Origin of the sequence: Photorhabdus antumapuensis, assembly GCF_020387775.1 — a bacterium.
GTDB lineage: Bacteria > Pseudomonadota > Gammaproteobacteria > Enterobacterales > Enterobacteriaceae > Photorhabdus > Photorhabdus antumapuensis.
The window spans coordinates 190,832-211,466 of sequence record NZ_JAHZMK010000015.1 but is presented as its reverse complement, the minus strand read 5'-3'; the positions used below and the strand labels follow the sequence as shown (position 1 = coordinate 211,466).

Annotated in this window: 19 protein-coding genes and 2 pseudogenes; 9 read left to right on the top strand and 12 right to left on the bottom strand. The window is 40.8% G+C overall.

Going from position 1 to position 20,635, the window contains the following annotated elements:
• The first annotated feature begins 20 nt into the window (after nt 1–20).
• The 3 genes from lsrB to lsrG all read left to right on the top strand — a co-directional run bounded on the left by lsrB (nt 21) and on the right by lsrG (nt 2,295).
• Nucleotides 21–1,040 carry an autoinducer 2 ABC transporter substrate-binding protein LsrB gene (gene lsrB, locus KZ793_RS06955; RefSeq protein WP_225814691.1) on the top strand — a complete coding sequence of 340 codons (1,020 nt, stop codon included), beginning with the start codon at nt 21–23 and terminating at the stop codon, nt 1,038–1,040.
• A gap of 68 nt (nt 1,041–1,108) precedes the next feature.
• A complete protein-coding gene (gene lsrF, locus KZ793_RS06950) occupies nt 1,109–1,984 on the top strand; it encodes a 3-hydroxy-5-phosphonooxypentane-2,4-dione thiolase (protein WP_118986376.1) in 876 nt (291 codons plus the stop codon).
• An 11-nt stretch (nt 1,985–1,995) separates the two neighbouring features.
• Complete coding sequence (gene lsrG / locus KZ793_RS06945; protein ID WP_225814690.1) at nt 1,996–2,295, top strand: (4S)-4-hydroxy-5-phosphonooxypentane-2,3-dione isomerase; 300 nt, start codon at nt 1,996–1,998, stop codon at nt 2,293–2,295.
• A 111-nt stretch (nt 2,296–2,406) separates the two neighbouring features.
• On the opposite strand, the gene KZ793_RS06940 is transcribed toward lsrG, so the two are convergent.
• Together KZ793_RS06940 and KZ793_RS06935 are read right to left on the bottom strand one after the other, a co-directional pair.
• The gene (locus KZ793_RS06940) at nt 2,407–2,862 is read right to left on the bottom strand and encodes an MbcA/ParS/Xre antitoxin family protein (protein ID WP_225814689.1); all 456 of its coding nucleotides are present in this window, start codon (nt 2,860–2,862) and stop codon (nt 2,407–2,409) included.
• Nucleotides 2,863–3,067: 205 nt separating this feature from the next.
• Complete coding sequence (locus KZ793_RS06935; protein ID WP_225814688.1) at nt 3,068–3,382, bottom strand: antitoxin of toxin-antitoxin stability system; 315 nt, start codon at nt 3,380–3,382, stop codon at nt 3,068–3,070.
• 644 nt (nt 3,383–4,026) lie between these two features.
• On the opposite strand from KZ793_RS06935, the gene KZ793_RS06930 reads away from it, so the two are divergent.
• Entirely contained in the window at nt 4,027–4,506 is a 480-nt protein-coding gene (locus KZ793_RS06930) for an Hcp family type VI secretion system effector (protein WP_225814687.1), read from the top strand.
• Nucleotides 4,507–4,843: 337 nt separating this feature from the next.
• Here the strand turns inward: KZ793_RS06930 and KZ793_RS06925 are convergent, their stop codons facing one another.
• Nucleotides 4,844–5,197, bottom strand: a complete 354-nt coding sequence (locus KZ793_RS06925) for a hypothetical protein (RefSeq protein WP_225814686.1) — start codon at nt 5,195–5,197, stop codon at nt 4,844–4,846.
• A gap of 139 nt (nt 5,198–5,336) precedes the next feature.
• Nucleotides 5,337–5,968, bottom strand: a pseudogene (locus KZ793_RS22520) (DUF4225 domain-containing protein); the annotation flags it as partial.
• A gap of 796 nt (nt 5,969–6,764) precedes the next feature.
• On the opposite strand from KZ793_RS22520, the pseudogene KZ793_RS06915 reads away from it, so the two are divergent.
• Nucleotides 6,765–7,160, top strand: a pseudogene (locus KZ793_RS06915) (AraC family transcriptional regulator); the annotation flags it as partial.
• A 146-nt stretch (nt 7,161–7,306) separates the two neighbouring features.
• Here the strand turns inward: KZ793_RS06915 and yfcD are convergent.
• Nucleotides 7,307–7,849, bottom strand: a complete 543-nt coding sequence (gene yfcD / locus KZ793_RS06910) for an NUDIX hydrolase YfcD (RefSeq protein ID WP_225814685.1) — start codon at nt 7,847–7,849, stop codon at nt 7,307–7,309.
• A gap of 356 nt (nt 7,850–8,205) precedes the next feature.
• Nucleotides 8,206–10,083 carry a lipase family protein gene (locus tag KZ793_RS06905; protein ID WP_225814684.1) on the bottom strand — a complete coding sequence of 626 codons (1,878 nt, stop codon included), beginning with the start codon at nt 10,081–10,083 and terminating at the stop codon, nt 8,206–8,208.
• Between the two features lie 904 nt (nt 10,084–10,987).
• Between KZ793_RS06905 and KZ793_RS06900 the strand changes: the two genes are divergently transcribed.
• From KZ793_RS06900 to KZ793_RS06885, 4 genes are all read left to right on the top strand, one after another.
• Nucleotides 10,988–11,398 carry a type III secretion system chaperone gene (locus KZ793_RS06900; RefSeq protein ID WP_225814683.1) on the top strand — a complete coding sequence of 137 codons (411 nt, stop codon included), beginning with the start codon at nt 10,988–10,990 and terminating at the stop codon, nt 11,396–11,398.
• Between the two features lie 69 nt (nt 11,399–11,467).
• Nucleotides 11,468–12,997, top strand: coding sequence for a hypothetical protein (locus tag KZ793_RS06895; protein ID WP_225814682.1), 1,530 nt, complete (start codon nt 11,468–11,470; stop codon nt 12,995–12,997).
• 191 nt (nt 12,998–13,188) lie between these two features.
• Complete coding sequence (gene yfcG / locus KZ793_RS06890; protein ID WP_225814680.1) at nt 13,189–13,809, top strand: GSH-dependent disulfide bond oxidoreductase; 621 nt, start codon at nt 13,189–13,191, stop codon at nt 13,807–13,809.
• 126 nt (nt 13,810–13,935) lie between these two features.
• Entirely contained in the window at nt 13,936–14,850 is a 915-nt protein-coding gene (locus KZ793_RS06885; protein ID WP_225814679.1) for a TIGR01777 family oxidoreductase, read from the top strand.
• Here KZ793_RS06885 and KZ793_RS06880 read toward each other — a convergent pair.
• From KZ793_RS06880 to accD, 6 genes are all read right to left on the bottom strand, one after another.
• Complete coding sequence (locus tag KZ793_RS06880; RefSeq protein WP_225814677.1) at nt 14,831–15,415, bottom strand: UbiX family flavin prenyltransferase; 585 nt, start codon at nt 15,413–15,415, stop codon at nt 14,831–14,833. The two genes, KZ793_RS06885 and KZ793_RS06880, sit on opposite strands and share 20 nt — an antisense overlap.
• Before the next feature lie 47 nt (nt 15,416–15,462).
• The gene (purF, locus tag KZ793_RS06875) at nt 15,463–16,980 is read right to left on the bottom strand and encodes an amidophosphoribosyltransferase (protein ID WP_225814676.1); all 1,518 of its coding nucleotides are present in this window, start codon (nt 16,978–16,980) and stop codon (nt 15,463–15,465) included.
• A gap of 14 nt (nt 16,981–16,994) precedes the next feature.
• Nucleotides 16,995–17,501, bottom strand: coding sequence for a colicin V production protein (cvpA, locus tag KZ793_RS06870; protein WP_118986360.1), 507 nt, complete (start codon nt 17,499–17,501; stop codon nt 16,995–16,997).
• A 201-nt stretch (nt 17,502–17,702) separates the two neighbouring features.
• The gene (gene dedD, locus KZ793_RS06865) at nt 17,703–18,383 is read right to left on the bottom strand and encodes a cell division protein DedD (RefSeq protein WP_225814674.1); all 681 of its coding nucleotides are present in this window, start codon (nt 18,381–18,383) and stop codon (nt 17,703–17,705) included.
• Nucleotides 18,373–19,671 (bottom strand): bifunctional tetrahydrofolate synthase/dihydrofolate synthase, encoded by a 1,299-nt coding sequence (gene folC, locus KZ793_RS06860; protein ID WP_225814672.1) that lies wholly within the window; start codon nt 19,669–19,671, stop codon nt 18,373–18,375. Before folC ends, dedD begins: the two co-directional genes overlap by 11 nt.
• On the bottom strand, nt 19,664–20,608 hold the full coding sequence (gene accD / locus KZ793_RS06855) for an acetyl-CoA carboxylase, carboxyltransferase subunit beta (protein WP_225814670.1): 945 nt from the start codon (nt 20,606–20,608) through the stop codon (nt 19,664–19,666). The genes folC and accD overlap by 8 nt, the downstream gene beginning before the upstream one ends.
• Nucleotides 20,609–20,635 lie beyond the last annotated feature (27 nt).

The following is a 20,635-nucleotide window of genomic DNA, read 5'->3' as shown; positions in this document are numbered from 1 at the left end:
CCCAACAAATGGAGAGAGTAATGAAAACATTAATCCTGAAAAAACTGGCTCTAATCAGCCTATTAAGTCTGGCTTGCGCCTCTTGGGTACACGCCGCCGAAAGAATCGCTTTCATCCCTAAACTGGTCGGTGTCGGCTTTTTTACCAGTGGCGGCCAAGGTGCGGTAGCCGCCGGGAAAGCCTTGGGTGTCAATGTGACCTATGATGGACCAACAGAACCCAGTGTTGCCGGGCAAGTTCAGCTTATCAACAGCTTCGTGAACCAAGGCTATAACGCTATTGTGGTCTCTGCGGTTTCACCGGATGGTCTGTGCCCGGCGTTGAAACGGGCCATGCAACGGGGAGTGAAAATCCTGACTTGGGATTCAGACACTTCGCCGGAATGCCGTTCAATTTATATTAACCAAGGAACGCCAAACCAACTGGGCGGAATGCTGGTGGATATGGCCGCTAATCAGGTGCAAAAAGAGCAAGCCAAGGTCGCGTTTTTCTACTCCAGCCCAACGGTAACTGACCAAAACCAATGGGTAAAAGAAGCTAAAGATAAAATTGCCGCAGAACATCCAGGTTGGGAAATTGTTACCACCCAGTTTGGTTATAACGATGCAACCAAATCCTTACAAACCGCAGAAGGGATTTTAAAAGCCTGGAGTGATTTGGATGCCATTATTGCCCCGGATGCTAACGCCCTGCCAGCCGCAGCACAAGCAGCAGAAAATTTGAAACGACAAGATGTTGCGATTGTAGGTTTCAGTACCCCCAATGTCATGCGCCCTTATGTTGAACGCGGAACCGTCAAACAATTCGGGCTCTGGGATGTGGTCAACCAAGGCAAAATATCAATTCATATCGCCAATGAATTACTCAAGAAAGGTGATTTAAATGTCGGCGATAAGCTGGATATTCCCGATATTGGCATTGTTGAAGTTGCACCAAACCGCGTTCAGGGTTACCGCTATGAAGCCAAAGGAAACGGCATTGTTGTTTTGCCTGAACGGGTCATTTTCACCAAAGACAATATCAATCAATACGATTTCTAATACTACGGTTCAGCAATCTCTGCCATGCAGGGTTGCTGACCCAATGTAAGTGAGTTAGGAGAAGAAAAATGGCAGATTTAGATGATATTAAAGATGGTAAAGATTTTGGTATTGATATCCCGCAGCAGAATAGTCTGTTTGAACTGAAAGGCTGCGGCGCACTGGATTGGGGAATGCAATCACGACTTTCGCGCATTTTTAATCCCAAAACCAATCGAACGGTTATGTTGGCTTTCGACCACGGTTATTTTCAGGGGCCAACAACCGGGCTTGAGCGCATCGATATCAATATTGCTCCGCTATTTCCCCATACCGATGTCTTAATGTGTACCCGAGGTATTCTGCGTAGTCAGGTCCCGCCTGCAACCAACAAACCCGTGGTCTTACGTGCTTCCGGCGCCAACTCTATTCTGACGGAATTGTCCAACGAAGCGGTTGCAGTTGCTATGGAAGATGCTTTACGCCTAAATGTCTGTGCAGTAGCCGCTCAAGTCTATATCGGCTCTGAATATGAACATCAGTCAATTAAAAATATTATCAAATTAGTCGATCAGGGAATGCGTTACGGTATGCCAACGATGGCCGTCACCGGTGTTGGTAAAGATATGGTTCGGGATCAACGTTATTTTTCTCTGGCGACGCGCATTGCAGCCGAAATGGGCGCACAAATCATTAAAACTTACTATGTCGATACAGGCTTTGAACGTATTGCCAGTGGATGTCCAGTGCCTATTGTGATTGCTGGTGGTAAAAAGTTACCAGAAAAAGAGGCTCTGGAGATGTGTTATCAGGCAATTGATCAAGGGGCTGCCGGTGTTGATATGGGACGTAATATTTTCCAATCCGAAGCACCGGTTGCCATGTTAAAAGCCGTTCAAGCCGTCGTACACCAGAATGAGAGTGCCAGCAAAGCTTACGAGTTATTTTTAAGTGAAAAACAATAAGGAGAACCGAGATGAACGTAACTTTGGTTGAAATTAATGTGAAGCAGGACAAATTAGACGAGTTTATTGAAGTTTTTCGCCTTAATCATCTGGGATCAATTAAAGAAGAAGGCAATTTACGTTTTGATGTATTACGGGACGAAAATATTCCTACCCGTTTTTATATTTATGAGGCATATGTTGATGAAAAAGCCGCTGCCGCACACAAGCAAACCCCTCATTATCTAAAATGTGTTGAACAGCTTGAATTCCTGATATCTGGACCAAGGAAAAAAACCTCTTTTATCGGTGTGATGCCAGAAATAAAATAAATAAGATGCTTCAATGTAACGATAAAATACAACATCGTTTAAATAACTAAATTACCCGGGACAGAATATCCTGCCCGGGGGTTTTATTCTTGTAATTCTTGATCTTTTCTCTTAACCATGCCCTTCCAATTCTCCCCTAGCGGCAATAAGTACTTGCTCTGGCATTGTTGCCAAGACGTCTTTGGGTTTTTTATTACCTAACCAACTATTATTCGAACCAAACCAAATAGCCAATCCCCAAGAGGTTTTTTTATCACCAAATAACGTGATTATTTTCTTAACAATATCAAGAGGTTTAAAATCTTCATTTAAAGCATATTGAGGAAAATAGTCTTTACCATCAATTGTAATTGCAAAAATCTTACTACTATTTTTCCATCTGTTTGGTCCTGCGCTCTTATTGCTGGATTTAAACCCATATCCATCTGAAACAGCCACTGAAGTTAACCAGATTGAATCTGATAGGATTGACTCCTTTAAAGCCTTTCGGCGCACTAACAAGCGAGCATCACGATTTTGCTTATATTCAGATGATAGTTTCCTAGAATTATCTGTTCCGATTTCCATTTATCTCTTCACCTTAGCGAACAAATGCATTCTGGTTATCATAATATTGATATACCTTCTCATAACCGCATATGAATATATTCAATATTTGGGAATTTAGCTATTCAACTAAAACAGAGAACGAAATTAATCAATTTTTCTATCAAAAATCACTTTATCAAAATCATTATTGCGTGTCAGCCACAAAGAAAGTACTTTCAGAAAATTACGGCCATTCTTCGTAGTCTCCAGTGGAGCCATGTTTAAATTTCGTTGCCATCTTAGTAGCAATATGATCCATATCCAAATCTTCACCAGTAAAATTAACTGGCATGTTTTTTAACTCGGTTGTCCCACGTTGAGCAAACTCAACAAAATTAATAATCTCTTCATACATATGTGCAGGCACAGCATAGAATTGGATCTGATTGTTTGATGAGACAGCAACAGCATCTCCTTGGGCTTCCGCCAAAGCCGCGCTAGGATTGGATTTGAACTTGCTTATAGGTATGGTGTAACCACACATAACCTTCTGTAACATATAAATACCCCCAAGTTAACATAGTCATATATAGATCTAAATTCAGGTCCAATTATAGCTCTATATTGGAGACTACCAACATTTTGTTGGCTGTAGACAACAAGTTATCGTCTACTCTGAATATGCGCACGTATTGATTAAACACTCGCCTATAGTGCGATTATTGGCCCAGATGAATTACCATAAGGCAGACATATATTGCCATTTGCAAAATGAATGTATTGACCTACAAAACGATTACAACAAACTTTATCCTCCAAGAATAACGCTGTGTTCTTCCTGTCTATTAATAAAATCAACAAACAATAATTCCCAACAGAATCTCTCAAAGTCAAAATCTGCATTGCTGAATGTCGTGTTAATAATACCGATATCACCAACAAACAATTGCTTTAAAACCAACCAAAAAGGTTGAATTTTGATCAAATTTCGCTATTTTGAGGGATAGAAAGAGCTTTGATTAGCATTCTCCTCTTTGATACTAACTTGGAATATTTCAAATATACTCTCCAAACGGGCAAACATACTTATGTTTTATCTTCTTGGTAGCACGGAGAAAGTTAGAAGCAAAAGAGATGAGTCTGACAACCAAACTACTTTCTTATCTACATCATTCATACTAATGACATAGGAGTAAATATATTTTGGCTGACTTAATCTATCTGACAATAAAAGGGAAAAATCAGGGACTAATCTCTGCGGGCTGTTCATCAATTGACTCGATTGGCAATAAATACCAAACTAATCATCAAGATGAAATTCTAGTTTACAGTTTAAGCCACTCAATGTTACGTAAGAAAAACATTAAACATCAACCGGTGATAATTACAAAACCCGTTGATAAATCAACGCCTCTGTTAGGTGTTGCTATTTCCAATAATGAAGTAATGGATTGTTTCATTAACCATTATCGGACAAGTTTAAATGGAGGATTAGAATTATACTTTAATTTAAAGCTAATCGGAGCTCAAATATTGGAGTACAGTGTACTCCATCCAAATTCTTTAGAACATAATGACCAACAACCGCAAGAAACCTTATCGTTAATATATAAGAGTATAACATGGAATCATATTATAGCAGGGACTGGTGGTTATAGTATATGGGAAGATACGGTATATTAACACCCAATAAAATATCACCTCCCAAATGGGAGGTATTTAAGGTTTACCCATAGTAAGAAGACAAGAATATGCAATTGCAAAAAACAAAGCACCAAACCGGATTGAGCTATAATCATAAATACTAAAATAATGTGGAAATATATATACCAGTACACCACCATTTACAGCAATATTATGCTGTACAGTATTAACAACTACAAAAATAACAGTAAAAAGCACCGCTCGAATATAACCCCTTACATATCCCCTCAGCTTAAACAGTACAATAAGCACGAAAATAGATATTGCGTAATAAATAATTACAAAAAAGATATTATAATTGGATAACGTTATACCATCACTCATCTTTTTCACCATTATCTCTGCTTTCCTTTTCTTTACTATAGGGTTTATCCATAATAATAAGACAAAAATATACAAATACAAAAACCCAAGCACCATACTTAATTGAATCATAATCGTAAATACTAAAATAATGTGGTAATATATATACCAGCACACCACCATTTACACAAATACTATATTGAGCAATACTAACAACCACAATAATAACAGTAAAAAACACTTCTCGAATATAGCCCCTTACATATCCCCTCAGCTTAAACAGTACAATAAACACGAAAATAGATATTGCGTAATAAATAATTACAAAAAAGACGTTGTAATAGGATAACGTCACATCATCGTTCATTTTTCTCACCTTTAGAAATCGAATAAATACTGAATCCAGTCACACCATCACCGAAAAGTTCAGCAAGCAAAGGTATTTTCCCCATCTCCTGCCACCCTCTGATGTAATCAGTTTTTATATACCTAAATAAACGAAAAGTTCCGGGCCTCACAACAGATCTTGCCATTCCGTATCCAGACAACCCCAGATCTACGTAGCCGTAAATTTTATCACCATCAGCCTCACTATAACCCAGTGTTTTAGCTGCATCACGATAAACATCTCTTACCGGACCAGAAGCCTCTTTTCTTAATAACAGGTAATACCCATTCTATAAACATTATTTCCTCCTTGCACCAACAATGGAACACCAAAACCCGCACACGCTGCACCAAGAGAAGCTACACATATGCCAATACCTGCAAAGATTTGAGAGCCACCACTCACAAAACCAACTTGTTTCAAAATTAAATTGGTTGTTTCATCCTCTTTTTCTTTTTTTTCTTTTTGAACAATCATATATAGCTTGCTATCATTTATTAACAAGTCAAGCTCCTGTCTCCTCAGATTATCTATTTCATCTTGCAAGATTGCAATACCACCATCAACAGATAAGCAATTTGTACCTATCTCATAATTAACCGTTCTGATTAGTTCATTTATTTCGAAAATAAAACGACAGCTGCTTCTAACATCATAAAGATATCTAAAATTAAGCCTGGATGATATCTCATGTAGTTCTTTAATTTTGAGCTCTAAATCATGCCAACTTTGTCTTGATGAACACACCATGTTAAACCTCTAAACTCGTTAATTTTGACTCATTCGATCCTCAAACAATGCGATAATCATTCCATGATCCTGTCCAAAAGAACGCTGTAAGCCCTGAACCTTAGAATGCTGATTATAAATTCCAATAGATGGCCGCTATATAAAAAGGCTGCCATCCATTGCTGAATCAGATAGCTATGACTTAGTCCCACATAATCCTAATTCCTAACAACACTCAGCTTAACTCAAACCCAATTTATCATTGATTTAAGACGAAATAGCCCCATTGATTGGCTCCCTCATAACCAAATAACAACAGCTATTAAGGCACTCCAATATCGAGAAATGCTTTTATCATAGCGGATATCCAGATTATCTGGGCCATACAATATCTTTCATTACTTCTATCAAACCAAGCCCATTAAATCACAATAATAGAACAACAAATAGCCTTTTCTTCCCCAAATACTTAATTTCTTAAACACTAGCCATTATTAAAACCCAATTTTATTCTTTAGACTCTTTATAACGCTATCTGTTATTCAAACCTAATAATCATATCCCCGTAGAGTTTTTTATCCCTAAAGAATCCGGTTATTTTTATTAATAAGATCAAGAAGTTTAAAATCTTCATACCCTTTTACTATCTAATGTAATTTGAATCCATTGACCTGCTATGTGCTATTATTTTCTTCCTCACACGATTAGAATTTCATTTTAAATAACATTTCCTACATCGGCTTAACGCAAAAGTCAGCAATATCAGTCAGGCAATGTCTCTTATGTTCAGGCATAGTACTCTCTAATTGGAGGATGCAATGCAACAGCCGCACGCTTTATCGAATGGCGCAAAACCACAGGACTGTCACCGGTTACCAGCAGTCAAACCTACGGTATTTCTCCACACGATCCAGCAACGATAACAGGAGAAGATTTCCGTTTTGATATTTGCGGCTCAGTAGAGACGCCAATCCAAGAGGATAATCTATTTGAAGTGACTAACGGCATCATACCTAGTGGGCGTTGTGCCGTAGCTCGCCATTATGGTTCACATGATTCTTTATCGGAGAGTGCGCGATATTTGTATCGCGACTGGCTACCTGCCAGCGGGGAAGAACTGCGCGATTTCCCACTGTACTTTCATTACTTTAACTTCGCACATGAAGTCGCGACACACGAATTACTGACAGATATTTATTTACCGCTTAAATAGAATAGTACTTGTACCACTATACGCATATTTTACGACACTTTAATTGGAGGATGGCGCCAGCCATCCTCCAGCACTTAATCAATCAGAACGTATAACCTCATTAATTTTTACTCTGATGAATTAGATAATTCTTTATTGGATTATTCTCATTTTTTTCTATTGACAATAATTTCATCAAAATCGTTATTACGTGTCAGCCACAGAGAAAGTGCTTTCAGCGAATCAGGGGTGAATTCATCACAGCGAGCGGTTATCTCCCCCGGCGTCAACCAGCATACATCATCAATTTCCGCTTCCTGTAAAGCAAACGGACCGTGACTGATACAACTGAATAATGCGCCACAAATACGGCAATTCTCTGCCTCATAATAAAAACTACCATGTTCTGCAAAAGGCACACCGGCAATACCTAACTCTTCTTCTGCTTCGCGCCGGGCAGAATCCAGCATATTTTCACCCGTCAGCACAACACCACCTGCGGTGGCGTCCAGTTTTCCCGGATAAAAATCTTTAGTTGCTGTACGATGTTGAACCAAAATCTTTCCCATGCCGTTGTGAACGACGATATAAGTCGCACGGTGTCGTAAACGTTGAGCACGCATTTGCCGACGTGTAGCCTGAGCAATGACTTCATTATTTTCATTAACGATATCGATCCACTCAACACTCACTATATTTTCTTGTTCCATCTTCAAAAAACCTTTTTTATTAGCAAAAATTTGCAAATCTACAAAATGTTTATTCTACTCAAAACAACCAAATCGATAGGGACTCTACGAAGTTATTCGTTTCGGACGGCTCATGCAACCTTTTCGCTAAACTTAAAATAGAACTGCAACAAAACTGTAGTCCAATAAGATTTTTACTGGTAATGATAACAGGGTTGATGGCTTCATCTTATCAACCCTGCAAATTAAAAAAGAGAATCTCAATCATCGTCCGCCCATATGCCTCATTATGGCGGCATTATTTTCTAGCGATCTATTTTTTGGTTATAAATACCCATTCACTCATCTTAACATTTAATTTACTCACCTTTATTTCATCATAATTCTTTCTCAATCCGTGTAGCAATATTGGTATAACGTGTTAAGGCTAAAATACCCTGTTTATCTTGCAGAGTATCAATAAGTGCCTGCTCTAACTGGTTATCCATATTCAAAAATAGTGTATTACGTTGCCGAATATCAGGAACAATATCACTCCTTTCATTCATTGTATTTTCAAATAATTTCTTCTGATCTTGATAAAAATAATATTTGTCTGGCGCAAACAACTCTGCAATTCGATCGCCAATGTAATGAATATATTTAAGCATACGATGATCAGGTACCCCTAAGGCATATTTCAAAGTCGGATTTGCATTACGTGGAAACCACTTATTCTTATCAGCGTCGCTTATCTGTTTAAAAAATTCTTTCTGAATCTCCAATGCCACCTTCATATTATCTTTCGTTTCATAATTCAATGACGGAATCAAATACAATTTCGCCATGACAGGTAATATTTCCGTGAGCCATATAAAATCGTTTGAATCACTCTTTTTTAAAGTTTCAATAATGAGATCAGCTTTATAAAAGTGAACGATTTCCCCATGATGTAAGAAAACTTCCTGACCGTTCGTTAAACCTAACAATTCAATGGTACTAAATAGATAACCCAAAGGCCCCCAATAATTATAAAGCCAGTTATCCAAATCTTTTTCCGGGGGCATGGAAGGAACCAGATCATTTTCATTCACATGACGATAATGCGTAATCTCTTCTAATTCCTGTACCGCACTACGGGTTAATGTCCGCGGCATTCCATAACTATATAAACAAGGATGATATTTTTTCAGTTGGGCACTATGTAATAACCCTAAAGCGCCCCCCAAACTGTGTCCACAAATAAATAAGTTTCGGCTTCTAGCTAAATCAATAACGTTATCAAACACATTTTCATCAGAACCGGGAGCTTTTAACTGACCAATAAGATTAAATGCCTCCCAAAAACCCCGATGAACCTTACCATTATTAATAAAACCACTGCATACACCGTCTGGCTCACAACCCAATTTCAATGGTTGATACATAATGTCAGTGAGGGCGTCATTGACACTCGCCGTTCCCCGCCAGCTAACAATAATTTCCTGTTGATTAGCGACATAAAATAACTCCGTATCTCCTATCCCACTTTCACCCGCTTTTGAATCAATAAATACAACATCAGTGTAACGTTCACGAAATGGCACATCATAAACAATGGGAGTACGCGCTATTTTTTCCACCTTACCGGGCAATTGAGATATATCTAACATCTGTCGGTTAAAAAAATGAGTAATAGAACCTGCTATATCGACATTATCATCAAAATATGACAGTAATCCCATTAATGCCAAATTATAAGCATTCACCAAGGAATAATCTTTCTGATGATGTAACAACAGTACCCACGCACGAAACGGACACACTTCCAAAATATATCGGCAATTTGTTGAAAGAACACGAAAACCTTTCGGTATCGGGTCCGGGAAATGATAACGTGGTGGTTTCTCTTCTATCCATTTATCAATTACAGGCAAGCCATCACTTATCTGTCCAATCGTCACATAACGGTGTTGATGACCTTCCGTTTCTGCTTTTGGTTTGACAACTGATGCCCTAATACTGCGTTTTTCCCGTAATGGGCGCTGTTCCATTTCATCAGCTAATGGTTGTGCACTGATATATAACGTTACCGCATCAGGTGACAAGTTTTCTTCCCTAAGCAATCCTTGGTTATTAGTCACACCTTTACGCTCATCTCGCAACCTCCCGCTACTTATCAGGCGATAAGGCATATTAATTAATGGATTACTTTGTTCATCAACTAATTGAAACTCCACCCAATTTTCTATAATTTTTTGGCTATCAATAGTTCCGCCTGGGCATAATTCGCTCATAATTGTTATTTTCCTTTTTTTATTCTGGAATATTAATTCGACGCTTATTATCAGGTCGATACACTAATAATAGTGGGAGAGAAAATTCATTCACTCAAGTCTGTAATTACAATAAAATTCAATAAATGCAAAACGAATATAATTATGAGAAATACCAAGGTAAAAAACCGCAACAAAATAACAATATAGATCATTGATTTATTTAATTTCACAAACACTAAATCCATAAAAAATAAAAATCCAAATCTATTCCCCTGATAAAGAATTACCATTACCAAAAAATTAAAAAAACAATAGCTTGATTTACATGATAAAAGCATTATCCTTACTAACTGTCATGATTAATCATTAAATTTTATTTTTAATGAATCAAATAATAAAAACATCCCATCTATGCCCAACCAAAATAACAACAAAAGATCAAGTGATAATATACCGACACCTTATTATTGATATAAATATTATTTAAAGAATAAAAAATATGCAAACTATTGTCCCGGTCATATTAGGTATCGTGACTTTAAATAATCCAGATAAAATCTAGGTGTATCAAAGTAATAGTGATGCCTTAAACGCTTCCATTTTCTTGCCATAGTCATCTCACAATATAGTTATCACGCAATATGTTCGGCCTATCTCCTCAGTCTACAAAATACTCGGAAATCCTCGCCGAACTCAGTATTGAGATTGGCTATGTCACCTTATCCCGCTAGGTTGATCGCCAGATTCTTCATAAAAAACCCACCGTCACCATATGTTAACGATATTACTTCGTTACCACAAAGAACCCATTTATCTGATTAATTCTTACAATATCCTTGTCTGTTTTTGATAGACGATCCTGCGCTCCGACCACATAATTTGGACAATATTTTACTGTTAATTTTTTTGATGAGATTTATTTATGTCCAGATTAGAAAAATTATGCGCAGATTTTGCCGCTCAAACCAACATTATGTTGAATCTTTCCACCGGCGCAGTGCAATTGAACATTGGTGATTATGGCCCCTGGTGGTTAGAAGTAGATTCAACAGGATCAATGCTGACTTTTCATCATACAGTAGCTTCGTTTGTTAATAGTGATGCGGAATTTTGGCTCTCATTAAACAGTAATATAAATATACTGGGAGGAGCATGGCTTGCATTACATCAACCAACGCAAACTATTCGTCTCTGTTTATTACAAGATATAGAGCGAATCGATGCTACTGACTTGGCTAATATTCTGGGGAACCTGCAAAAAATAAGAGCTGAACTTCCTTTTCCAGAAACTAAGCCCACCACTTCAGCTTCAACCCATGATATTTTGGTTTGACCTGTTTTCTTAGGCCGTAAATTCAAAGGGCTCACAGCAAAAAACACAATAAAATAATGGAGAAAAAGTATGCCGGATTTTTCAATACAGAGAGCTAATACCAGAATTGATATTCATCAAACTGAATTACATCAACCAACTGCTACAGATAAAACTTGCCATTGCTGCGAGCCATTATTAAATAATACCATTGATAATCCACTGACAGCACCGACCTCTATTACCACACGATGGAATGAAAAATCCATCGTGACCAATAAACAAATTGAAGTTAATATCTCTCGTTTAGCCAGCGAAAGCACCGCTGCCCATAAAACGGTTGACTCTCTCTTATCTAACTTGGTAAAACTTTTCGTTCGGGCGGAGGGTAGTGAATTAACCGCAATCACTAAAATGCTTAATGCCTATACCGGTGATAAACCCGGTTTTAGTATTGTCGGTCAGCTTGGCGCAGGTGGATTTACTCGAATCATTAGCGAAGCACGGCAGAATGGTGTCAAATCTAATAGGGCAGATACAGAACCGCTAACATTGAGGGAGAAGGCCACTGCTTATTATGATCTCACCAACTCAGCCTATTTCCGAGATACTCTGGAGAAGATCTATTCATCACCTGAATTAAAATCAGAATTCAAGAACATAATTGATATTAGTTACCTGGAAAGTAAAAACTTTGCACCTGCCCGCGGTTCCACTGAGGAAAAACCCTTACCTGATCAGTTGAAACTCTACACGTTTAAAAATGAAAATAAATTTAATGCCTCTGAAAATCCCGAATTATATCAGGTAACTAAACAGGTAAAAGGGCAAGAAATTATCAGTAATCCTGCTCTGGCTGGCAATAGCCTGACAGAAGTTCAGCGTGATTTCAGAACATCAGCTCCTAATAAGGATAGCGTCTGGTCATCTGCTGCTTCACTTGAGGCCAATGATCGTCTGACCAGCCGGGAGTTGGCGTTTGCCAGTTTAGACCCCCGCAATCGGCTAGACAGAACAGACTATCAATTTGGTCGGTCAGAACCTATTAAAGCACATCAAGAATTAGCTAAGGAAAACATTATCGTACAACGTGGCAACGGTTTTGCTGTTTGGAATGTGAAAGAAAATACAGGATTTTCCAAGGATGCAGCTTTACACAATTTGCCAACTGTCGCTGCACCTTCCGGCACTACAGATCGTTTTATTACTGCGGCCAGATTGTTGGGGGCGGGCCTGAAAAATGATCTTGCTTTAGGTACGCCTACTCACGGCGAATCGCCAAATCAGTCAATTCAACGTGGGGAGCGGGAAATGAAAGAGCTCACCCGATGGCTGGCAACAGGTTATCTGGTTGATGATAATCATCATTCTATGATTGAAGTTAATTTAGGTGCAGCTAACCACGGTTTAGCACCTCAGTGGGGATTGAATCTCTATACCGAACCTTTCTCTTCTCCTATACATGCCAAAGGATTTAGCGTATCCAGCCAGGAAATATTGGCACAATTAGAAGACCGTGATGATGTCCACACAGATTACTCTACTTTCAGGAAAGATCTGTACGGCGGAAGTCGGGCAACAGTTAACGCCGATGGCAGCATAAAAACAAGCTCCAAATAAGTACTCTTTATCAATAGATCTTCCTGTCGTACTGTTCAGGAAGATCCTTACTCAGGCTCTGTTGCGTTAACAAACCAGCACCGCCACAATAATGCAGGGCGGTTAATATAGCTGAGGGTATCAACATACCTTACACGCTGCAAAAATTAATGATAATGTGTGATGCAATTACATGTTCCACTGGAGGTTCCATGATCGATCTGTATTATGCTCCAACGCCAAACGGCCATAAAATCACACTCTTTCTGGAAGAAGCTGGCCTTCCCTATAATATTCACCGAATTGATATTAGCGCAGGGGATCAATTCAAACCTGAATTTCTTGCCATTTCGCCCAATAATAAGATTCCCGCCATTGTTGATCAGCAACCAATCGATGGTGGCAAACCTATCGCTATTTTCGAATCTGGTGCCATTCTTACTTATCTGGCAGAAAAAACGGGCAAGTTACTCAGCAAAGATATGCGTGAGCGTGTTCAAAGCCTGCAATGGCTGTTTTGGCAGGTTGGTGGCTTTGGCCCAATGCTAGGGCAAAATCACCATTTTAATCATTTCGCGCCAGAAAAAGTCCCTTACGCAATTAATCGTTATCAGGAAGAGACAAAGCGCTTGTACCAAGTCCTGAATACCCAATTGGAAAAAATCCCCTATCTGGGCGGTCAGGAATACAGTATTGCTGATATCTCAACTTACCCGTGGGTTCGTGCCTATGAACGTCAGAATATTGATCTGAGCGATTATCCGGCAGTGAAAAAATGGTTTGATACTATCAGTCAGCGCCCCGCCACTCAAATTGCCTATAGCAAAGCCTAATATCTGTCTGCGGGGTAACTATTTCCCCGCAAAACTTGATCCGGCTAACAGATAGCTGTATTTTAAATCATCAGCCTTGATATCCCTGCTATAGTTTCTATATCAACTTAGGTTATAGGAGTGGCTATGCATATTTTAATCACCGGAGGAACAGGCTTGATTGGTAGCCGTCTGGTTTTCCAGCTTCTTTCCCTATCCCATTCCATTACCATTCTGAGCCGCTCACCACAAAAAGTGTACTCTCTGTTCAGTAAACAGGCTGAATGCTGGACCACTCTGAAAGATAAAACCGATCTCAACGATTTTGATGCCGTAATCAATCTTGCGGGCGAACCCATAGCAAACAAACTGTGGACTTCAACGCAAAAAGAGAAGTTGTGCCAAAGTCGCTGGACATTAACAGAGCAACTCAGCAAGCTCATTAATGCCAGTCAGACACCACCAGAAGTCTTTATTTCCGGCTCTGCGGTAGGCTATTACGGGGATCAGGATCAGACAGTCGTTACAGAGCATGAGCCACCCCATGATGAATTTACTCATCAGCTCTGTAAGCAATGGGAACAACTTGCATTACAAGCAGCCAGTGATAAAACCCGTGTTTGTCTTTTGCGTACTGGTGTTGTACTGGCAAAAAACGGCGGAGCACTGAAAAAAATGCTCCCCCTGTTCCGTCTTGGGCTTGGTGGCCCTATGGGGAGCGGAAAACAGTATCTGCCCTGGATTCATATTGATGATATGGTGAATGGCATCTATTACCTATTAATGACGCCTGACTTGAGTGGTCCTTTTAATATGACCGCCCCTTATCCAGTACATAATGATCAGTTTGCCGCAACATTGGGAGAAGTATTGCACCGCCCTACCATTATTCGAACACCTGCTTTTGTGCTGAAATTACTCATGGGAGAAGCGGCGGCACTGGTACTAGGCGGACAACAGGCAATACCGCATAACTTGGAACAAGCAGGTTTTGGCTTCCGCCATTTTCAACTAAAAGAAGCGATTGAAGATCTATTAGACACTAAATCTCAACGCTTTTAGCCCCTTGCCAGCGGGTAAATAGATCATGAGGTAGCTCGATATCAAACTGATCGAGCACTCGGTTAACCGTCTGGTCAATAATATCCAGAATCTGTTGAGGCTGATGATAAAATGCAGGCACAGGCGGCATAATCACCGCGCCAATTTCTGCCGCCTGAGTCATCAACCTGAGATGCCCCAAATGCAACGGCGTTTCTCTCACTCCAAGCACCAGTTTACGACTTTCTTTCAATACGACATCTGCTGCTCTGGTCACTAATCCATCAGTATAACTGTGGACAATACCTGAAAGGGTTTTCATTGAGCATGGCAGAATTACCATGCCCGAAGTTTTGAATGAACCCGAAGAGATGGCAGCAGCGATATCTCTGTTGTCATACACAACATCAGCCAGCGCCTGCACATCCCGTAAACTATAATCTGTTTCAAGTGCCAGTGTCTGCCGAGCGGAATGACTGATGACCAGATGTGTTTCTACCTCTTCAACTGGTTGTAAAACTTGCAGTAGCCTTACGCCATAAATAGCCCCGCTTGCTCCTGTAAGTCCTACTATCAATCTTTTCATTTTTCCCTCATGCAAACACCGAGCAGCTACCTAGATTCTAAAGGTAATCAACCTTCATTATAAATATCCAGATTTTCGATTTCATTCTGATTATTCAGTTTTGCTTCATCGTCTTTACGCAGATTCTCCAGATAATAGAGATAAGTCTGGTCAACGTCTTTGGTAACATAAACACCATTGAATACTGAACTCTCAAACCCATCAACATCCGGGTTTTCTTCACGAACAGCGTCGATCAGATCCGTTAGATCCTGAAATATCAATGCATCTGCACCGATGAGTTGGCGAATTTCATCAACTTCACGCCCATGAGCAATCAGTTCATTTGCATTGGGCATATCAATGCCATAAACATTCGGAAAACGCACTTCCGGTGCTGCCGAAGCAAGATAAACTCTCTTCGCGCCGGCTTCACGAGCCATATCAACAATCTGTTCTGACGTTGTACCACGTACAATAGAATCATCCACCAATAGCACATTTTTATCACGGAATTCTGCGCGATTAGCATTCAGTTTACGACGGACTGATTTCCGGCGTTCCTGTTGCCCAGGCATGATAAATGTCCGGCCAACATAACGGTTTTTCACAAATCCCTGACGATAGGGTTTATCGAGTATGCGGGCAATTTCTAACGCGACATCGCAAGATGTTTCGGGGATTGGAATAACCACATCAATATGCAAGTCTTCCCATTCGCGGGCAATTTTCGCCCCTAATTTATGCCCCATCCGTATGCGGGCGTTATAAACCGAAATTTTATCAATAAAAGAGTCTGGGCGAGCCAAATAGACAAATTCAAATAAACAGGGAGTCAGAGAAGGATTTTCAGCACATTGACGAGTAAATAACTGACCTTGTTCAGTAATATAAACCGCTTCACCTGATGCCACATCCCGCAAGAATTCAAAGCCAAGGGTATCCAATGCAACGCTTTCAGAAGCGACCATATACTCACTACGGCCATCATCCAAAGTACGCTTACCTAAAACCAACGGACGAATACCATGCGGATCACGGAAAGCGACTAGTCCATGACCGATAATCATCGCAATGCAGGCATAAGCACCACTCACCTGTTTATGCATTGCCGCTACCGCCGCAAAAATATTGTCAGGTTCTAGTGGATAGCGCTGGAAATAATCCAGTTCATTAGCAAAAACATTGAGCAAAATCTCAGAATCTGACGTGGTATTCACATGGCGACGAGCATTCTCAAACAGCTTTTTCTTCAACACATGAGCGTTCGTCAAATTACCATTGTGTATCAGTGTAATACCAAATGGAGAGTTCACATAAAACGGCTGAGCTTCCGATGCACTGGAACTGCCTGCTGTCGGGTAGCGAACATGACCAATCCCAATCGTTCCCTGTAAACGCAGCATATGCCGAGCTTCAAACACATCTCTCACTAAGCCATTGGCTTTGCGTAAACGAAACCCATTGTTACCATCAATAGTGGCAATGCCCGCAGCATCTTGCCCACGGTGCTGAAGCACCGTCAACGCATCATAAATCGACTGGTTAACCGGTGTAAAACCGACGATACCAACAATACCGCACATGTAGTTTTTCCTCATCAGCCAAACGGAGAGGTATATTTCTCCGGCAAGAAACTTGACGCATTTTGCAGGTAGTCAAAGAACCACCTTATGATATGACTGAACTGCGGGATCAATTGTGACTGTTTCCAATCCTCACTTCGAGCCAATGGTGTAAATGTATCCAGAAAAAACAGAATAGCAGCAACAATCAACACACCACGCAATGCCCCAAAGCAGATCCCCAATACTCGATCAGTACCTGACAATCCAGTCCGTTGCACAAGAGAACCTATCACATAGTTCACTACAGAACCGACAATCAAAGTAGCAATAAACAGCAACGCAATAGCAATCCCGTTACGCACCAATTCATCTTCAAAACGAGTAAAATAGACCGCTAAGTAAGTATAGAAATGGCTTGCCACAAAGAAAGCACATCCCCAGGTGACCAGTGATAATGCCTCACGAATAAACCCACGAATCAGGCTAACTAATGCCGAGAAGCCAATAATCGCGATAATAACGTAATCAATCCAAACCATGTTTTAATTCCAAAATAGACACCTCGGCATCCGTTTCAGGTGCATTCTAACAGAAAACGAAAACGTTTGCGCAGCAGATTTCCTATCCCACGGAAAATAATTAAGGCGACGAATTTGAATAATCATCATCGCCGCAGTCACTTAATATTTATTTCTTCATGATAGTTGTCCTATTTGTCACATAGGCATCACCCACTTTTATTACGGCCTGTAACTCCTTACCTGCCCTTGTAACCCAGTCAAACTTTTCAATTCTGATAATGCCGAGTCAAGTTGTTGCTTAGAAGCATTCGGACCAACATATATTCTCGTTAATTGCCCCTGAACCGGAGATGAAGGAACTGTATAAACCTGATAACCAGACAAACGCAGTCTGGCAACGATTTCATCTACCTTTCCGGCATTTTTCAAAGCACCCAGTTGTACAATGTAAGCCTGCCCTTGAGGGGTTGTCTCAACCGGTTTAACTTCAGGTTTCGGTTCTGGCTTAACGTCTGGTTTAGATTTCGCCGGCGCTGGCGGCTTGGCATCTGGTTTTGGTTCAAGCTTGATCTGTGGTTGAAGTTTCAATTCTGGCTGAACAGCAGGAGGTACTATCAGCGCGGGCTGAGGAGCAGTAACCAATGGTATTTCCGGCTGCTCCAGTGTTTCTGGCAGCAATGCCTCTGTCTCATCTTCCAGAGGCACTGATAATATTGGTGGATTAAGAGGAGGTATAGATTCGATTTCTTGCTCATCCCCAGGCTTTGGCACCAGAGGAATTGATGCAAACTTATCTTCATTATATTTCTTGTTGCCGTCTAACAACGCAGGCAGCACAATGACACCCAATGCTACCAATACAATTGTACCAACCAAACGATTCTGAAATTTACTTGCCACTTCCCTTCTCCCTGTCCAGAGCCTCCATGACATACGCTACTGTGTGGAATGAACCACAAACAACAACAATATCTTGCTCATCAGCATCAGCCATCGCCTGATACCAGGCACTTTCCACATCAGTAAATACCCGTGGCTGTTCAAGATGCTGAGCCAGTGTCTGTGCATCTGCACCACGCAGTTCAGTCAACGGAGCGCAATACCACTCATTTATTTGCTGTGACAGGCAAGTCAGTGTACCGGCAATATCCTTATCACCTAACATACCCACTACACCAAGGATTCTACTGCCCGGCTGACGGGGTAACTGGGCCAATTTCTGTACCAGATAAGCCGCCGCATGGGGATTATGCGCCACATCCAAGATCAACAATGGATTTTCACGAACTATCTGGAAACGCCCAGGCAACTGTGCATTCTGTAGCCCTTGATGGATTGCACTCTCATTAATAGCTCGACTGACTTTATCATCTTGTTGTAACAGGCAACAAATAACACCCATCGCCGTTGCGGCATTCATCAAAGGAACATTTGGTAAAGGTAGATTGCTAAATAGCCTATCATCAGATTGCCAGTGCCAGTTTTTATCCTGTCGAGAGAAACGCCAGTCAATGCCACAACGGAACAACTTGGCTCCTAATTCACCCGCAACTTCCGCAATAGAAGATGGCATATCCGGCTCGCCAACCACGGCAAAGCGATCTTTACGGAAAATCCCTGCTTTCTCACGACCAATATGTTCGCGATCGGCACCCAACCAATCAACATGATCAATTGCAATACTGGTAATAGCGGCAATATCGGCGTCCACAATATTTGTCGCATCCAGTCGCCCACCTAAGCCTACTTCTAAAATGACTACATCCAGACAAGCTTGTTTAAACAGTTGCAAAGCCGCTAATGTGCCATATTCAAAATAAGTCAGAGAAATATCACCGCGACGAGATTCAATATCCGCAAATACACGACAGAATTCCTGTTCAGGTAACTCTTTACCCTGAATACGAACTCTTTCGGTATAACGTACAAGATGCGGAGAGCTGTAAACACCCACTCTCAGCCCAGCCGCTAACAGAATAGATTCTATCGTGCAACAGGTAGTACCTTTACCATTAGTACCGGATACAGTTATCACCTTAGGTGCAGGATTAACTAACGCCAAAGTTCGGGCAAGTTTCCCCACACGCTCAAGCCCCATATCAATGGCCTTAGTATGCAGGTTCCCAAGGTAGGAAAGCCACGTCATCAATGGCGACGTGGCTTGAGGAATTTGTAAAGTATCAGACATCTTCTTTATTGGTACTTATTTGAATATCCGCCTCAACATCAGCGGGTTCTGCCACAAATTCAGCAACAATTGGCTTAGTACCTGGCTGCGACTGATGAGTTAGTTTAGAAAGTAAACTGGCAAGTGTGTCACGCATTTCAGGGCGACGAACTATCATGTCAATTGCCCCCTTTCCCAGCAAAAATTCACTACGCTGGAAACCGGACGGTAATTTTTCACGAACGGTCTGCTCAATAACCCGTGGCCCGGCAAAACCAATCAATGCCTTTGGTTCAGCAATATTAATATCACCTAACATCGCCAAACTTGCTGAAACACCACCCATTGTCGGATCAGTCATGACAGAGATATAAGGCAAACCACGTTCCTGCATTTTTGCTAAAGCAGCACTGGTTTTCGCCATCTGCATCAGTGACATCAATGCCTCTTGCATACGTGCGCCACCACTGGAAGAAAAACAAACCAGAGGACAATTATCTGCCAACGCTTGTTCTACGGCACGGACAAAACGGGCACCAACAACCGAAGCCATGGAACCGCCCATAAATGCAAATTCAAAAGCGGCAGCGACAACTGGCATACCACTCAGGGTACCTTTCATCACGATCAGTGCATCTTTTTCTTGGGTTTGCTTCTGCGCTGCTGATATACGATCTTTATACTTTTTGGAATCGCGGAATTTAAGAATATCTTTTGGCTCTAATTCTCCCCCTAATTCCGTCATTGCTCCTTCATCAAGGAACGTTGCCAATCGAGTACGCGCCGAAATACGCATGTGATGATCACATTTAGGGCAAACCTCAAGATTACGCTCTAACTCAGCACGGTAGAGCACCTGACTGCAACTATCACATTTAGTCCAAACTCCTTCTGGGATATTCGCTTTACGAGTTTGGGTAATGTTGCTTTTATTAAGAATTTTTTCAATCCAGCTCATTGCATGATCTTTCCGTCTGAATCTGGC

Excerpts from the sequence above, each read along its gene's own strand:
- lsrB (WP_225814691.1), top strand. The coding sequence starts at position 21 with ATGAAAACATTAATCCTGAAAAAACTGGCTCTAATCAGCCTATTAAGT.
- lsrF (WP_118986376.1), top strand. The coding sequence starts at position 1,109 with ATGGCAGATTTAGATGATATTAAAGATGGTAAAGATTTTGGTATTGAT.
- lsrG (WP_225814690.1), top strand. The coding sequence starts at position 1,996 with ATGAACGTAACTTTGGTTGAAATTAATGTGAAGCAGGACAAATTAGAC.
- KZ793_RS06940 (WP_225814689.1), bottom strand. The coding sequence starts at position 2,862 with ATGGAAATCGGAACAGATAATTCTAGGAAACTATCATCTGAATATAAG.
- KZ793_RS06935 (WP_225814688.1), bottom strand. The coding sequence starts at position 3,382 with ATGTTACAGAAGGTTATGTGTGGTTACACCATACCTATAAGCAAGTTC.
- KZ793_RS06925 (WP_225814686.1), bottom strand. The coding sequence starts at position 5,197 with ATGAACGATGATGTGACGTTATCCTATTACAACGTCTTTTTTGTAATT.
- yfcD (WP_225814685.1), bottom strand. The coding sequence starts at position 7,849 with ATGGAACAAGAAAATATAGTGAGTGTTGAGTGGATCGATATCGTTAAT.
- KZ793_RS06905 (WP_225814684.1), bottom strand. The coding sequence starts at position 10,083 with ATGAGCGAATTATGCCCAGGCGGAACTATTGATAGCCAAAAAATTATA.
- KZ793_RS06900 (WP_225814683.1), top strand. The coding sequence starts at position 10,988 with ATGTCCAGATTAGAAAAATTATGCGCAGATTTTGCCGCTCAAACCAAC.
- KZ793_RS06895 (WP_225814682.1), top strand. The coding sequence starts at position 11,468 with ATGCCGGATTTTTCAATACAGAGAGCTAATACCAGAATTGATATTCAT.
- yfcG (WP_225814680.1), top strand. The coding sequence starts at position 13,189 with ATGATCGATCTGTATTATGCTCCAACGCCAAACGGCCATAAAATCACA.
- KZ793_RS06885 (WP_225814679.1), top strand. The coding sequence starts at position 13,936 with ATGCATATTTTAATCACCGGAGGAACAGGCTTGATTGGTAGCCGTCTG.
- KZ793_RS06880 (WP_225814677.1), bottom strand. The coding sequence starts at position 15,415 with ATGAAAAGATTGATAGTAGGACTTACAGGAGCAAGCGGGGCTATTTAT.
- purF (WP_225814676.1), bottom strand. The coding sequence starts at position 16,980 with ATGTGCGGTATTGTTGGTATCGTCGGTTTTACACCGGTTAACCAGTCG.
- cvpA (WP_118986360.1), bottom strand. The coding sequence starts at position 17,501 with ATGGTTTGGATTGATTACGTTATTATCGCGATTATTGGCTTCTCGGCA.
- folC (WP_225814672.1), bottom strand. The coding sequence starts at position 19,671 with ATGTCTGATACTTTACAAATTCCTCAAGCCACGTCGCCATTGATGACG.
- accD (WP_225814670.1), bottom strand. The coding sequence starts at position 20,608 with ATGAGCTGGATTGAAAAAATTCTTAATAAAAGCAACATTACCCAAACT.